General features: G+C 58.9%; 19 protein-coding genes. 16 read left to right on the top strand and 3 right to left on the bottom strand.

Features of this window, described 5'->3' with window-relative positions:
• The 12 genes from WKI84_RS11680 to WKI84_RS11735 form a co-directional block, all read left to right on the top strand.
• On the top strand, positions 1-313 hold a 313-nt coding region (locus WKI84_RS11680), incomplete at its 5' end, for a hypothetical protein (protein ID WP_337863735.1).
• 153 nt (positions 314-466) lie between these two features.
• Positions 467-1,351: a shikimate dehydrogenase gene (aroE, locus tag WKI84_RS11685; RefSeq protein WP_337863736.1), complete on the top strand. Its 885-nt coding sequence runs from the start codon at positions 467-469 to the stop codon at positions 1,349-1,351.
• Positions 1,348-2,220 carry a shikimate kinase gene (locus tag WKI84_RS11690; RefSeq protein WP_337863737.1) on the top strand — a complete coding sequence of 291 codons (873 nt, stop codon included), beginning with the start codon at positions 1,348-1,350 and terminating at the stop codon, positions 2,218-2,220. Before aroE ends, WKI84_RS11690 begins: the two co-directional genes overlap by 4 nt.
• Positions 2,221-2,224: 4 nt before the next feature.
• On the top strand, positions 2,225-3,553 hold the full coding sequence (gene aroA, locus WKI84_RS11695) for a 3-phosphoshikimate 1-carboxyvinyltransferase (protein ID WP_337863738.1): 1,329 nt from the start codon (positions 2,225-2,227) through the stop codon (positions 3,551-3,553).
• A gap of 100 nt (positions 3,554-3,653) precedes the next feature.
• Positions 3,654-4,763, top strand: a complete 1,110-nt coding sequence (gene aroC, locus WKI84_RS11700) for a chorismate synthase (RefSeq protein WP_337863739.1) — start codon at positions 3,654-3,656, stop codon at positions 4,761-4,763.
• A gap of 8 nt (positions 4,764-4,771) precedes the next feature.
• Complete coding sequence (locus WKI84_RS11705) at positions 4,772-6,238, top strand: aminotransferase class I/II-fold pyridoxal phosphate-dependent enzyme (protein WP_337863740.1); 1,467 nt, start codon at positions 4,772-4,774, stop codon at positions 6,236-6,238.
• Positions 6,239-6,245: 7 nt separating this feature from the next.
• Positions 6,246-7,091, top strand: a complete 846-nt coding sequence (locus tag WKI84_RS11710; protein ID WP_337863741.1) for a prephenate dehydrogenase/arogenate dehydrogenase family protein — start codon at positions 6,246-6,248, stop codon at positions 7,089-7,091.
• Between the two features lie 59 nt (positions 7,092-7,150).
• A complete protein-coding gene (locus tag WKI84_RS11715) occupies positions 7,151-7,396 on the top strand; it encodes a hypothetical protein (RefSeq protein ID WP_337863742.1) in 246 nt (81 codons plus the stop codon).
• A gap of 54 nt (positions 7,397-7,450) precedes the next feature.
• Positions 7,451-8,158 (top strand): hypothetical protein, encoded by a 708-nt coding sequence (locus WKI84_RS11720; protein WP_337863743.1) that lies wholly within the window; start codon positions 7,451-7,453, stop codon positions 8,156-8,158.
• A gap of 34 nt (positions 8,159-8,192) precedes the next feature.
• The gene (locus WKI84_RS11725; protein WP_337863744.1) at positions 8,193-8,360 is read left to right on the top strand and encodes a hypothetical protein; all 168 of its coding nucleotides are present in this window, start codon (positions 8,193-8,195) and stop codon (positions 8,358-8,360) included.
• A 68-nt stretch (positions 8,361-8,428) separates the two neighbouring features.
• On the top strand, positions 8,429-8,962 hold the full coding sequence (locus WKI84_RS11730; protein WP_337863745.1) for a hypothetical protein: 534 nt from the start codon (positions 8,429-8,431) through the stop codon (positions 8,960-8,962).
• Between the two features lie 29 nt (positions 8,963-8,991).
• On the top strand, positions 8,992-9,444 hold the full coding sequence (locus WKI84_RS11735; protein ID WP_337863746.1) for an SRPBCC domain-containing protein: 453 nt from the start codon (positions 8,992-8,994) through the stop codon (positions 9,442-9,444).
• Here WKI84_RS11735 and WKI84_RS11740 read toward each other — a convergent pair.
• Positions 9,441-9,998: a hypothetical protein gene (locus WKI84_RS11740; RefSeq protein WP_337863747.1), complete on the bottom strand. Its 558-nt coding sequence runs from the start codon at positions 9,996-9,998 to the stop codon at positions 9,441-9,443. The two genes, WKI84_RS11735 and WKI84_RS11740, sit on opposite strands and share 4 nt — an antisense overlap.
• A gap of 97 nt (positions 9,999-10,095) precedes the next feature.
• Between WKI84_RS11740 and WKI84_RS11745 the strand changes: the two genes are divergently transcribed.
• Entirely contained in the window at positions 10,096-10,533 is a 438-nt protein-coding gene (locus WKI84_RS11745; RefSeq protein WP_337863748.1) for a DnaJ domain-containing protein, read from the top strand.
• Between the two features lie 78 nt (positions 10,534-10,611).
• On the opposite strand, the gene WKI84_RS11750 is transcribed toward WKI84_RS11745, so the two are convergent.
• On the bottom strand, positions 10,612-10,857 hold the full coding sequence (locus WKI84_RS11750; protein WP_337863749.1) for a hypothetical protein: 246 nt from the start codon (positions 10,855-10,857) through the stop codon (positions 10,612-10,614).
• 69 nt (positions 10,858-10,926) lie between these two features.
• Entirely contained in the window at positions 10,927-11,259 is a 333-nt protein-coding gene (locus WKI84_RS11755; RefSeq protein WP_337863750.1) for a winged helix-turn-helix domain-containing protein, read from the bottom strand.
• Between the two features lie 157 nt (positions 11,260-11,416).
• Here WKI84_RS11755 and WKI84_RS11760 point away from each other — a divergent pair, with 157 nt between their 5' ends.
• The 3 genes from WKI84_RS11760 to WKI84_RS11770 form a co-directional block, all read left to right on the top strand.
• Positions 11,417-11,713 carry a V-type ATP synthase subunit F gene (locus tag WKI84_RS11760; protein ID WP_337863751.1) on the top strand — a complete coding sequence of 99 codons (297 nt, stop codon included), beginning with the start codon at positions 11,417-11,419 and terminating at the stop codon, positions 11,711-11,713.
• Between the two features lie 211 nt (positions 11,714-11,924).
• A complete protein-coding gene (locus WKI84_RS11765; protein ID WP_337863752.1) occupies positions 11,925-13,283 on the top strand; it encodes a PQQ-dependent sugar dehydrogenase in 1,359 nt (452 codons plus the stop codon).
• Between the two features lie 49 nt (positions 13,284-13,332).
• A partial coding sequence (locus WKI84_RS11770; protein ID WP_337863753.1) for a CDP-alcohol phosphatidyltransferase family protein occupies positions 13,333-13,947 on the top strand: 615 nt, incomplete at its 3' end.

The following is a 13,947-nucleotide window of genomic DNA, read 5'->3' on the forward strand; positions in this document are numbered from 1 at the left end:
TCAGATCTTTGAACAGATAGAGCAAGCAGCGCAGGCCCAGTCCAAGTTCCTGAAACTGCAGCCCGGGCAGACGGTCGTGCTCAAGTTCGACGCAAACAGGATCCGGCTTGTGGACAGGCAGATACAGGACAAAAAGACCAAGGCCGTCGAGTACGTGGTCGTCAACGTGAACGACGGGCAGGAGAAGGTTTTGACCCTGTCGCTTTCGTGGGCGCTCAACCTCAACGAGCTCCTGAAGGCCGGCTACACGACTATCAAGGTGTCCCGGCGCGGAAGCGGGCTGGACACGAGCTATAACTTTGTGCCGGTCTAGCTGCAGTTGTGGCAGAGCGGGTAAAACGGGGTAACGACAAACGGTATACACGCATACACGCACACGCACGCGCGTACACCCTCCCTACCCACTTTTTTGCTAAAAACTATAAGAGACGGTCGCAGGAATCGGTAGCGTAACAGAGAGAGATAGATGGAAGAAAAGGAGGATCGGCCTTTTGCTGCCGGTAGCTCGGCGACTAGGATCTACTGCATCATAGGCGACCCTGTCAGCCATTCGCTGTCACCGGGCATGCAGAACGCGGCTTTTGCGGCTCTTGGCCTCAACAACTGCACCTACATCGCCTTTCGGGTGCCTGCCGGCGAGCTGAAAGAGTCTATAGAATCGCTGCGGTCGATAAACATCGCCGGCTTTAACGTGACCATACCACACAAGGTCGAGGTCATGAAATACCTCGACGAGCTGGACGCCACTGCGAAAAAGGCGGGCGCCGTGAACACGGTCAATAACATCAACGGCGTCCTGCGCGGGTACAACACCGACATGCATGGATTTATCGAGCCCCTGCGGAAACGCCGCGTAAACCTGGAAGGCATGACCGTCCTTTTGCTTGGGGCCGGCGGGGCCGCGCGGGCAATCGTCGCCGCCCTGTCGGATGAAAAGAAAAAGATAGGCAAATTGATCATCGCAAACCGCGGCCTGAAAAGGGCAGAAGAGCTTGCCGGCAGGGCAAGAGAGTCCGGGCTGGACTGCCAGGTCGTCGCACTCGACGACGTGATGCAGGTGTCGCCTGGCGCCGACCTGATAGTCAACTCGACCTCGCTTGGGCTCAAAAACGAGCAGTCGCCCATAGACGCGGATCACATTAAAAAGGGCAGCCTAGTGTACGACATTGTGTACAGGCCGGTGGTGACTGACCTGATAGAGCAGGCCAAGTTCGCAGAGGCGCAGGTAGTCTACGGCTACGAGATGCTGGTGGAGCAGGGCGCAAAGGCGTTTGAGATCTGGACCGGCCTGCCTGCTCCAAGGGATGCCATGAAAAAGAACCTGCTTGGCATATTTGGTGAGCCCGAATGAAGGCGCGGGCCACGATGCACGGCGCAGTGTCGATAGTGAACGCGATAGCGACTGGCAACGGCTCGGCGCTTGGGATATCGCTTGCAGTCACCGCCGAAGTAGAGCTGACAAAGGGAGCCGGCAGGGGCGTGCGCTTTTTGACGGGCAAGAACGACGACAGGCTCATCAACAACATCATAAGAAACACGATCCCGCCGGGCGTGCTTGAAAAGAGCCAGGTGACTGTCAAGGTGCGATCCGAGATCCCGATAGGCTACGGGCTGAAAAGCTCCAGCTCTGTCTCTAACGCCGTGGCCCTTGCCTGCAGCCGGCTTGCAAGGGACGAAATCGACGACAACGCCGTGCTGGACGCGGCGGTGAGGGCGTCGCTTGATTCCAAGGTCACGATAACGGGCGCGTACGACGACGCCACTGCCTGCTACTTTGGCGGGTTCGTAGTCACCGACAACTATGCCCGCAAGCTGATAAGGCGCGAGGAGGCGCCGGACAACCTGTACGCAGTGATATTTCTGCCCCGGAACACTCCGCGGGGCGACGTTGCCAAGCTGCGAGACCTTGCAGACCTGTTCACCGACGCGTACAGGCTAGCAGAGGCTGGCGATTACTGGAAGGCCATGAAGCTGAACGGCGTGCTTGCTTCAGCTGCTCTTGGAACAAGCTACGCGCCGGCGCTTGCCGCACTCGAGCAGGGCGCGCTCGCCGCCGGCACGTCAGGCAACGGTCCGTCCATCGCGGCAGTGGCGTACGAGGACGAGCTTGACGACATCCGGAGCGCGCTTGGCAAGTTTGCCGGCCGCGTGCTGGTCTCTAAGGTTAATAATCAGAAGGCAAGCGTAGAGGTCGTAGAAGAAGAGGGGGAAAAGAGGTAAGAACATGGTCTCGATACAGGTCAAAAAGTCCCGCATATCCGGCACGGTCAGGTGCCCGTCAAGCAAGAGCTACACTCACAGGGCGCTTGCAATCGCGTCGCTTGCCGCAGGCGAGTCGACTATAACAAACGCCCTCCTTGCACGGGACACGCTTGCCACGCTTGCCTGCTGCAGGGCACTTGGAGCCGCGATAGAGGGCCGGCGGGAAGGCAGGGCGGTGCAGGTGCGCGGCAGGCACGGCTCCTTTGAGCCGCCAGAAAACGTCCTCAACTGCGAAAACTCGGGCACGACCATCCGCATAATGACTGCGATGGCCGGCCTTGTGAAAAAGGGGCACACCGTCCTGACAGGCGACGAGAGCCTGCGCAGGCGGCCGATGCAGCCCATACTGGACGCGCTCGGACCCCTCGGCGTCGAGGCGTACTCGACTCGGGAAAACGGCGCCCCTCCGCTCGTCGTCAGGGGCGGCGGGATCAAGGGTGGCATGACGCTCATAGACGGCAGCGTATCAAGCCAGTTCATCTCCGGCCTGCTTATCGCAGGCATCTATGCAAATTCGGAGATAACGCTCAAGATAAAGGGCGACCTGGTGTCCAAGCCGTACGTCAAAGCCACGCTTGCCACGATGGCAAGTTTCGGCGTAAAGGTGGACCACGACCCCGGCATGCTTGAATACCGCATACGTAACGCCCAGTACCGGCCCTCCCGGTTCGACGTGCCAAGCGACTTTTCCACCGCTGCGCTTATACTGTCGGCAGGCGTGCTTGCAGGCGGCGACAGGCTGAAGGTAAAGGGGCTGAACTTTGACCTGCCGCAGGGCGACTCGCAGATAATCGAGATAATGGAGAGGATGGGCTGCGCCATCAAAGCCGACAGGGCAAAGGGCGAGGTGGTGGTGCACGGGATAGATGCAGGTGAAGGGCTACCGCTTGAAGGGGGCGACTTTGACCTTGCAGACACGCCGGACCTGCTGCCCGTCGTCTCTATCCTTGCCCTCAAGGCAAAGGGCAGGGTCAAGATAACCGGCGTGGCCCACGCCAGGGTGAAAGAGACAGACAGGGTCGCCAACATTGCGCGCGAACTGGCCAAGCTTGGCGCAGGCGTGGAAGAGTTTCAGGACGGGCTGACCATATCGGCGCCAAAAAAGCTGAAAAACGCGTCTCTCGAGGCGTACAACGACCACCGCCTGTTTATGGCGTTCACAATAGCGGGCATGATGACTGAAAAGTCGATAGTGGCAGGCGCCGAGTCAGTCGACGTGTCGTACCCAAACTTTGTGCCGGACATGAAGGCGCTCGGGGCACGCCTGGCGCCAATGCCTGACAGGGAATAATGCTCTGCTGCTCATTATGATGATGGTGGTGGTAGTAGCACCACAGCGACGGCGACTGGGATGACCAAAATTAAAATACCGACAGAGGGCAACTCGCTCCGTGGGCGCAGGTAACACTATAGGCGAACGCTTTGTCGCCATGAGCTTTGGCGAAAGCCACGGCCGCTGCATAGGGATGGTGGTCGACGGCTGCCCCGCCGGCCTCCCGCTGTCGGAGCAGGACATACAGGGCCAGCTCGACCTGCGCAAGCCGGGCCAGTCCCAGGTAACGACCCAGCGCAAGGAAGAAGACAAGGTGGAGATACTCTCTGGCGTCTTTAACGGCTTTACCACCGGCGCACCCGTGTGCATGATCATATGGAACAAGGACGCCGACTCGCGCTCGTACGAGGCGATAAAAAACACGCCCCGCCCCGGCCACGCCGACTATCCTGCCCTCGTCAAGTACGGCGGCTTTGCAGACTATAGGGGGAGCGGGCGCTTTTCAGGCAGGCTCACTGCCACGCTTGTCATGGCAGGCGCGCTGGCGCAAAAGCTGCTAAAGCACACGCTTGGGATAGACACCGTCGCCTACACGCTCGAGATAGGTGGCATACGCGCCGGCAGCATCACCCGGGAGAACATTGCGTCGCGCTATTCAAACGACGTGCGCTGCCCGGACCCGGCGGCGGCAGAAAAGATGAAGGAGGCAATCCTGCAGGCAAAGAGAGAAGGCGACTCGCTTGGCGGCATCGTGGAATGCGTCAGCACCGGCCTTCCTGTCGGCCTTGGCGAGCCCATATTCTCGTCACTCGAGTCGGACCTGAGCAAGGCCCTGTTCAGCATACCTGCCGTCAAGGCAGTCGAGTTTGGCTCTGGCTTTGAAGGCTCTAAAAAGCGCGGCTCTGAAAACAACGACACGTACTATCTGGACAGCACCGGCAAAGTGGTGACTAGGACAAACAACGCCGGCGGCATACTGGGCGGGCTGTCAAACGGCATGCCTATAGTGATGAGGGTGGCGTTCAAGCCAGCCGCGTCTATCGCAAAAAAGCAGGAGACGCTGGACATTTCTACCGGCAGGGAGGCTGACCTTGTGGTGCCTGGCAGGCACGACCCGTGCGTGGTGCCAAGGGCTCCGCCGATAGTCGAGTGCGTCATGTCGATGGTGCTTGCCGACCACGCCATCCGCTCCGGCCTGATACCTCCGGTTCTGAAAAAGGGGGCCTGAAAGCGGCGGTGGCAAACAACGATAGCGACGGCGACGAGCTGGAATCGCTGCGGCTGCAGATAAGGGGCATAACCCTGGAAATAATGAAAAAGGCGCACGAGCGGATGGAGCTGGCCCGGCAGGTCGGCAGGGTGAAGGGCAGGCTCGGCAGGGACATCAAGGACGAAAAGGCAGAGCAGGAGGTCCGCCTGATGGTGATAAGGGAGGCGCAGGCCATGGGCATGAGCAGCGAGTTTGCCCTCCGCCTCCTGAACATGCTGCTTGGCGAGTCGGAGGCGGTGCAGGCGGCCGGCATGGCGCAGATGGCGCCCTCATCCATAACAGCCACCAACGACGACAAAAAGAAAAGCAGCCAAAAGAAGATGACGCACCTTGCAGTCTTTCAAAAGGCCAAGCAGATGGAGGCGCAGGGCATCAAGATAATACACCTTGAAGTGGGCGAGCCGGACTATTCTGCGCCGGCAAGCGCGGGGTTGGCCCTTGCAAGCTCGTACGCGCAGGGCAGGTACCATTACACAGACACGCGCGGGATCCCGCAGCTGCGGATCGCAATCGCAAACAGGGCCGGCGTAAAAGACGAGGCCCGTGTGATGGTCACGCCCGGCGGCAGGTTCGCCGTGTTTGCCGCAATAGCGGGGCTGCTTCGGCCCGGCGACGAGCTGATAACCATCGAGCCCGCGTGGCCTGCGTACAGGGAGTGCGCCGACTTTATCGGCGCCCGCACAAAGGTCCTGCGCACAAGCATCGAAAGCGGCTGGACGCCGGACCTGCGCGAGCTAGAGTCGATGATAAACAGCGCGACGAAAATGATAGCGCTCAACTACCCGAACAACCCCACTGGCAAGGTGCTCGACCGCAAGACGATGGACGCAATAGTCGCACTCGCCCGGGATCGGGGCCTCTACCTTCTCAGCGACGAGGTGTATGCAGACTATGCGTTCCGGCCGTTTACAAGCGCGCTAGAATACGACTACGACAGGGCCATCGTCGTCTCGTCGTTTTCAAAGACGTACGCTATGACCGGCTTTAGGGTGGGGTATGCGGTGGCCTCTGCCGATTCGATAAAAAAGATGGCCCGCGTGCAGGCCGCCGGCGTCACAAGCGTCGCAGAGCCTGTGCAGCTTGCCGCCCTTGCCGCCCTTGCCGAGGACCCGTCGCACAACGTCGAGCTGATGAAGGGCCGGCTCAAGTTCCTGTCTGCCCGGCTCAAAGAGATGTCGCTCCGGTTCGTCGAGCCTGACGGCGCCATGTACGCCTACCCCCAGCTGCCGTCCGGCGGGGGCGAAATGATAATACAGGACGACATGGACCTTGTTGAAAAGCTCCTTGAAAAGGGCGTCGCAATAGCACCCGGCAGCGGCTTTGGCGATTCCTACAAAAAGTTTGTGCGGATATCTGCGTGCAGGCCCGAAAAAGAGATGGAAGAAGGGCTCGCCGCGATGGCGGCCGTGCTTGGAAAAAAAGAGGCGCCGTGACTGATAGATGAAAATGAAAAAGGTGGCAGTGATCGGCGCAGCAGGCAAGATGGGGTCGTGGTTTGCCCGGTACTTTGCAGGCAGGGGCCACGGCGTCTCGGCCTTTGACGTCAGGCCGTTTAAAATTGCAGGCGTCATGGAGGCAAAAAGCCTGGCAGGCTGCGTCAAGGATGCCGACCTTGTTTTGGTATGCGTGCCTGTCCGGCACACCCCTGCCGTGCTCCTGCAGTGCGCCGCCGCGATGAGGGCCGGCTCGGCGATAGCCGAGATATCGTCGGTCAAGAGCCGGACGCACGGCGCCCTGAAAAAAGCCGCAGGGCGCGCAGGCATCACTGCGTTGTGCGTCCACCCGATGTTTGGCCCCGGCGCAAACGAGAAAAAGCAGCTAAAGGTGCTCCTGGTGCCTGTCGCAGACAGGGAAGAAGAGGAGAGGCTGGCGCAGCAGGTCTTTGCAGGCATGTCTGTCAAGGTCATGCCCGACGCAAAGACGCACGACAGGGCCATAGCCGCAGTCCTTGGCCTGACGTATTTCTGCAACGTGGCCTTTGCCGGCGCGATGTCCAAGGAGGGCGACCTTGCGCTGCTAAAGGAGGTCGGCGGCACCACATTTGCCGTCCAGTCGATGCTTGCCGAGAGCGTGATGACAGACGAGCCCGAGCTGATATCCGCGCTGATCCTTGACAACCCCTATGCCAGAAAATACATCGCCGGATACCTGAAAGACGCGCAGGGCATCGCCAGGCTGTCGCAAAAGGCGCTTGAAGGCAGGCTGAAAAAAACCAGGTCGGCGCTTGAAAAGCAGCAGGACATACAGGCGTCGTACAGGCGCATGTACGAGATGCTCGGCCGGTAAACAAAGAACAAGTAAGCGCAAAATTTTACATACTTGTCTTTGATCTCTTGTCTTGTCTGTTGGTCATAGTCCTCTGGCGCGACCCGTGGCTCAAGCCCCTGTCAGACGGCGACCTTGGCACCGACGCCTGCTCGCTGTGCAAGCAAGAGTTCCAGGCGATGGACTATGTCACAGGTTGCGAGTTCTGCACAGCCGGCGCGATGCACGCAAGGTGCGCAGACGAGCACATCATGAAAAAACACAAAAAGCAGGTCGAGGCCAAGGTGAACGACCACCGCGACAGGCGCCTGCACGATTACCAGTGACTTGTCAACAATTTTTGCGCTGCTCTTTTTTTACGTCTGGGGACAAGGATTGCCGTGTCTGGCAGTAATAACAACAACAATAACAGCAACAAGTTGTTCTCGTTCAACGCCGGCTCGTTTACACTGGACGGCAGCGTGGAAGAATTCCTGAGGTCAAGGGGCGCAATAGCGCTCGACTTTGGGTCGTCTGTTTACCTCAATTCCAGCTCTGTCGCCTCCATCCTTGCCGAGCTTGCGTCCGCAGCCAGACAGCAGGGAAAAGAAGAAGACGGCGACGCCCAAAAGCAAAAGCAACAACAACAACAACAGCAGGCCGAGTCTGTCATGGCCCAGCTCCGGGCAGAGCTCCAGCAGTTTAGCCTGGAACGCCAGAAGCTCATCGACGAAAACGGCCTGCTTGCCCAGCGCGCAAGGTCTGCCGCAGCCGAGATCGAGTCGCTCCGGTCGCAGAACGCGTCGCTCTCAAGGTCGCTCGAGTCTTTGAGGGCAGAAAACGCCAGAATCCAGGCGGCCAAAACCGTGACTGCCGCGCCATCAACAGCAACAGCAACAACTTTATCGTCTGCTGCAGCAGACCAGCAGCGGCTCAGGCAGTCCTACGAAAAGCTGGTCCAAGAGTTCAACAGGTTGCGCAGCCAGAGCATAGAGGCCATCACCTCGCTCAAGGTGCTTGAAGAAGAAAACGAAGCCCTCCGGGAGGAGCTTGAAATGCTGAAGGAAAAGGCCAAGGGCGCGCCACCGCAGCAGCAAAAGGCAATTTAAGACTTATATATCCAAAGACGAGTGATTTTCTTTAATGGTTGAAAAGATGACAGCCGTGTGGCTGATTATCCTGACTCTTATCGTGTGTGCTGCGGTTCCCGGCGTGCTCATCTACGTGACGGCAGTACCTTCCACCGCCAAGCTGCTCGCCGGCCTGCCGCTGGTAGAATCTGCAAGCCACGTGCTTGCAATAGTACAATAGCAGCGAGAAAGAAGAGGGCAAGCCATCTCCAAAGATTTTTAACTTTTTGGCGCCGCATCCCCTGTGTAATGGGTTTCTGGGGTGACGGCGGTAGCAGCAGCGGCGGTAGTAGTGGTAGTGGTAGTGGGGGACCGCTTGAAGGTCCTGAAAAAAAGAAGCGCCTTGTGTGGTCGATGGTGGTCCTTGCGGCAGTCGTGGTCGGGGCGGGCCTTGCCACAAAGGCAGTCACCGACTATTTCCGCTCCCAGGACCCGATATACCAGTGCATAGGCGACCCGCTGGCGCAGCCGTACCAGCTGTCGGTGCCTGTCACGGTGACAGAGGATGGGGCCCCCGCCATCGTTCCAAAGGGCGTGGGCATAACCAAAGACTGCACGCTTCCCGTGCACACGCTTGAAGAGAATATGATACACGTCGCGTACAGGGAGCCGCACGAGTTCACCCTGGGCCACTTTCTCTACAACTGGATAGGGCAGGACCTCTCAAAATACGACACCAAGGTGTACGTGGGGGGCAAGCTGTACACCGAAAAGCACTTCCTCGACCTCCCGCTCAAAGACGGCGAGCCGATAAGGATCGATTTTACGACGCGCAACCGATAATAAGTTGCCTACGCGACCTCTGCCTGCCTTTGGGGAAAGAGATACGCACCGAAGTAGAGATAGACGCCAGCGCGCAAAAGGTGTGGGACATAATCACAGGCTTTGCAGAATACCCTGAATGGAACCCGTTCATCCGCAGGGTGGAAGGCAGGCTTGAACAGGGCTCGCGAATCACCATCCACCTGACCACGCCTTCGGGCACGAGCAGGACGTACGGGCCAAAGATAACAAAAATAGATCCGCCCAGAGAGCTCCGCTGGCTGGGCAAGATGCCCGGCCTCATGAGCGGCGAGCACGTGTTTGAGATTGTGCAAGAGCCGGGCGGCAGGAGGGTAAAGCTGGTCCACCGGGAGGTCTTTGGCGGCCTGCTCTCTTCCTTTTTTGGAGGGAGCGCAGGCGACATACGTGCAGGCTTTGAGCAGATGAACCTTGCGATAAAGAAAAGGGCCGAAGAAGGGCGCGCCGCTGCAGGCGGCAGCTAGGGCGGCTGTGGCAGAAAATACGCCCCTATCGAAAGCGCGACCACTGCCATGTTTGTAGCAAAGTGGAGGGCGTATGCGTGGTTCAGCCCCTTTGTCCTGTAGATGTACTTGTAGAGGAACCCTATGGGCAGCAGGGCGATTGCGACGTGCACTGCGACTCCCATCGCCACGTGCAGGAACGCCCACACCACCGTCAGCAGGGCGCTCTTGCGAAAGTACAGCTCTTCAAAATAGTTGACGTGGATGAGCATGTAGACGAGCATCGGGACAAACGGCAGGATGCCGTACAGCCCCTGGTCGGTGGCAGGTCCCAGGGCAATGTTGTATCCAAGCCACGACCAGCCAAGGACGGGGACGGACGAAAGGAAGTCCATGGCAAAGACGACGTAGGCTATCAGGCCGCCGACTGTGAGGGGTATCCACGCAAGCGACCTGAGCCCCTGCCTCATGTTCGCCAGGCGCGCCTTGGTCTCCTTGGCAAACAGGAGCGTCGGCACGACGGTGACAGCGTAAAAGATGATCAGGAAGACGCTGTTGATGTTATTATCTTCCAAGCAAGGGTGTTGCTGCAACGCCCTGCTTTTATGTGCTGTCGTTCCTGTTATTGTTGCAAGACGTTTATTTATTCCCGCCACGTCATGATATGCTGCCGTGGTAGCGTCACCGGCTGGCGACTATTACACTGTGCTTGGCTTGGAACGTGGAGCGTCGCAGGAGGACGTGAAAAAATCTTTCCGCATCCTTGCACTAAAGTACCATCCGGACAAGAACAAGAACTCGGAAGAGTCGCGGCAAAAGTTCATGAAAATCGTCGAAGCCTATGAGGTGCTTTCTGACGAGCAAAAGCGCAAAAAGTACGACACAGGCGGGGGGCTGTCGGCGGGGCCGGCGCAGCGGTGGACGCCTTCGGCAGACTTTGCCCACGTCTATTCGTACGAGGAGATAAAGCGCCAGTACAGGCAGGCGGCAAACATCCGCGGCGGCATGTGGGACATCAGTGACAAGGCCAGCATGGGCATGTGGAAGGCCACGGTGGCGCTCTTTGCGGCCCTTGGCGCAATAGTGATCTTTATTCTGATATCGAGCTAGATACGCGCGCGGCAGTAGCAGTAACAGTAGTAGTGGCGGAAGTGGATGTTCTTTTCTGTTCTGTTATGTGCGCTGCCGTCAGTGCCGGCGGTTCCTGTTGTTGCTGCTGCTACTGCTGTCCCTCTTTCTCCTGTGCTCCTCTTCCCTTGCCTTTGTCTTGTCGTAGGTGGCGTACTTGAACGCAAAAAATGCGCCGACAACAAAGCCGGGTATCGAGTATAGCGCAAAGGACGGGCCGCCTGCCGCCGCCAGCAGGAACGCAAGTCCGCCGGACACAAAGCAGGCGATCATCATCATGAGAAACGTGGTTTTCGAAGCTGCCAACCAACAGTATGCTGGATGGTAAAGGTATAAGTCGTTTTCTATCCATGTGCAGCCGGCGACAAACAATCATCATTCTTTCACTAGGCCGCTGTTGCTGCTCGTGATGCCGATTGCCTCCGCAAGCCTCCTGTAGCCTTGCAGGTAGAGCCTCCCCTTTTCCGTGATGATGAACCGCTTTTTCTCCTCGGTCTCCTCGATCATCTGCGTTTCAAGCGCAAGCTCTAGAAAGAACATGAGCATGGCGTGGGACATGTTGGCGCGCTGCATTATCTGGTTCTTGTTTGCGGCACCGTCGCGGCACGCCAGAAGCAGCGCCGCGATTATTTCAAAGAACTCTCTCTTGGCCTCGCCGTTCCGCTCCTTTGAAAACTGTCTGTCGCCAGAAGAGGAGTGTGCAGCCATGTCATGAATAATTAGCATCCGGTTGTACTTAACAATAGTAGCCTAGGAGCGCCCCTCCACTTTTTATTGGAAATCGTCGTTTTGGGCAACCAGTCTCGCTCTTGTCGCGCCCTTTCCTAAAGGAATAAAAAGGGACCCGGGTTAAACGCCAGCCGGAATGCGAATAATTGCCATAGGGAGCCGCGTGTTTGTCACCAGCTTCCAGCTCGCCGGCGTCAAGGGCGTCAAGGTCGAGTCGTCGGCAGAGGCGCTTGCCGAGATAAACAAGACGGGCGACACAAGCGACGTCGGCCTCGTCCTCCTGAGCGACGACATTGGCAAAGAGATACGCGTCCAGCTGACCAACCTGAGGGCCAAGAGGCCAATACCGCTCATCTTCGAGCTCCCGTCGCCGGGCAGCAAGAAGGAAAAAGTCGACTACAGGGCCCTGCTGAAGCAGATCCTTGGCGTCTAAATCTCCCATTTTGACCGTCTCTGCCTCTACCTTTGCCGGGGAGGTTTTTTGCGGCAAACTGCAACTCGGCCCCGCTCTTTTCTTGCATCCAAGCCTGCCGGATTGGCAGATTTTTGCTATAGGGGTTGCTGCTGTGGCGTCAATGCATAATAACTCTCTGCTTCCAAATTAGCTCCGCTTGAAGCTTGGGCGCCCTGTTTTGTATGGCGGTGTGGCAGCCACTGCCGTCATCATCGCCATCGCAGTTGCCGTAAGCGCCGGCGGCAGCGCGCCAAAGCCGACTGCGCCTGCGGGGTCCTCGCCACCGCCACCATCCGGCGGCCTGCCAAGCGAGCCCGGGTCCGTCCCGACCCCGCCAGTCACCGGCGATGGTGATGATAATAATAATGATGGTAACAATAGTAATAACGGCGGCCCGTCCTCGCCGCATGCCACCGGCGGCATGCAGTTCACCCCGATCCCGGATCCAAACCTGCCGCAGCTGAGCGACCCTGCGCTCAAGGTGGACAAGGTCGTGCAGGGCCTGTCGATGCCTACCAGCATGGCGTTTGTCGGCGACAGGAACCTCCTGATACTGCAAAAGGAGGACGGCAAGGTGCTGCTCGTCTCAAACGGCGTGCTGCAGCCCGAGCCTCTGGCGACGTTTGACGTCGAGCCTGCAAGCGAGCGGGGCCTGCTCGGGGTGGCAACCCACGAAAGCGACGTTTTCGTTTACGCGACTGAAAAGAGCGAAAGCAGTGGCGAGGTGCGCAACAGGGTCTACCGCTTTACGTGGGCAGACGGCGCGCTCACCAACAAGACGCGGATACTCGACCTGCCCGGGGAGCCGGGCCCAAACCACGACGGGGGCAAGATGATAACCGGCCCGGACGGCGCGCTCTATGTGGTCATTGGCGACTTGAACCGCAACGGCGTGCTGCAAAACTACCACAACGGCCCGGCGCCGGATGATACATCCGTCATTCTCAAAGTCGACAGGGAAGGCAGGCCGCTTGCAAACGTGCTTGCGCAGGGCAGCCTGCCCGCGTACTATGCGTACGGGGTGAGGAACAGCTTTGGCCTTGCGCTCGACCCGCTCACAGGCGCGCTGTGGGACACCGAGAACGGCCCTGAAGACTATGACGAGATAAACCTGGTGCACCCCGGCTTTAACAGCGGGTGGGAGCGCGTCATGGGGCCGATGTCGAGGGGCTCTGCGACTGCGGCCGACCTTGTCCAGCTCGAAGGCTCGCACTATGCAGACCCGCTTTTCAGCTGGGCCGACGCCCAGGGCGTAACGGACCTTGCATTCTCGCGCCTGCCCGGCAAGTACGATGGCAACCTGTTTGCAGGTGACATCAACAACGGCAACCTCTACTTTTTCAGGGTTAACGAGGCGAGGGACGGGCTGGTGCTTGAAGGCGAGGGGCTGGCAGACGGCGTGGCAGACGACGAGGGCGAGCTGGCGCAGGTCACGCTCGGCACGGGCTTTGGCGGCATATCCGACATAGAGGCCGGCCCGGACGGCAACATGTACGTGCTGTCGTACTGGGGGGCGCTCTACAGGGTATCGCTGGCAGCGGCTCAATAAATTATTATTCTGGCAGCCCGCTGCACGTATACTGGGCACGTAAAAACAGTTGCTAAACAACCTGCGCGACTCGCTCAAGCCGGCGATGGAAAAGCTAGGCGCCGGCTTTGCAGCCACCGGCCTGTCTGCCAATTTCTGGACGGCCCTTGGCCTTGCAATCGCCTTTGCGGCAGGCGCTGCCTATGCGTCGCCCTACTTTATCCCCGGCGTCCCGCCCTTTGCCGCGGCGGTTGCAGGGGGCGTCCTGCTGCTTGCGTCGGGCTTTCTTGACGTGGTGGACGGCGCAGTGGCGCGGGTGACAAAGCAGGCGTCGAAAAAGGGGGCTTTTCTGGACTCGTCCTTTGACAAGATTGCAGAGGTCGTGATATTTGCCGGCGTCGCGGTGGGCGGCCTTGCGTCTCCCGTGTGGGCCCTTGTCGCGATAGGCTTGTCGCTCCTTGTGAGCTATACCCGGGCCAGGGCCGAGTCTCTTGGCGTGGAGCTAAAGGGCATCGGGATAGGCGAGCGGGCCGAGCGCCTGCTCATCCTGGCGATAATAGGCATGATCCCGTTTACGCCGGAAATGTCGTTTGGCGGCGGCCAGATGAACTGGGCCGTGGCGCTGGTCGCGGTGGTCGCAGGCATCACCCTAGTGCAGAGGATAGCCGCGACTGCGAAAAAGCTA

The sequence above is a fragment of the Nitrososphaera sp. genome, assembly GCF_037447015.1.
In the GTDB taxonomy this organism is placed as follows: domain Archaea; phylum Thermoproteota; class Nitrososphaeria; order Nitrososphaerales; family Nitrososphaeraceae; genus Nitrososphaera.

Coding starts and splice junctions, on each gene's coding strand:
- aroE (WP_337863736.1), top strand. CDS start 467: ATGGAAGAAAAGGAGGATCGGCCTTTTGCTGCCGGTAGCTCGGCGACT.
- WKI84_RS11690 (WP_337863737.1), top strand. CDS start 1,348: ATGAAGGCGCGGGCCACGATGCACGGCGCAGTGTCGATAGTGAACGCG.
- aroA (WP_337863738.1), top strand. CDS start 2,225: ATGGTCTCGATACAGGTCAAAAAGTCCCGCATATCCGGCACGGTCAGG.
- WKI84_RS11710 (WP_337863741.1), top strand. CDS start 6,246: ATGAAAATGAAAAAGGTGGCAGTGATCGGCGCAGCAGGCAAGATGGGG.
- WKI84_RS11725 (WP_337863744.1), top strand. CDS start 8,193: ATGGTTGAAAAGATGACAGCCGTGTGGCTGATTATCCTGACTCTTATC.
- WKI84_RS11730 (WP_337863745.1), top strand. CDS start 8,429: ATGGGTTTCTGGGGTGACGGCGGTAGCAGCAGCGGCGGTAGTAGTGGT.
- WKI84_RS11755 (WP_337863750.1), bottom strand. CDS start 11,259: ATGGCTGCACACTCCTCTTCTGGCGACAGACAGTTTTCAAAGGAGCGG.
- WKI84_RS11760 (WP_337863751.1), top strand. CDS start 11,417: ATGCGAATAATTGCCATAGGGAGCCGCGTGTTTGTCACCAGCTTCCAG.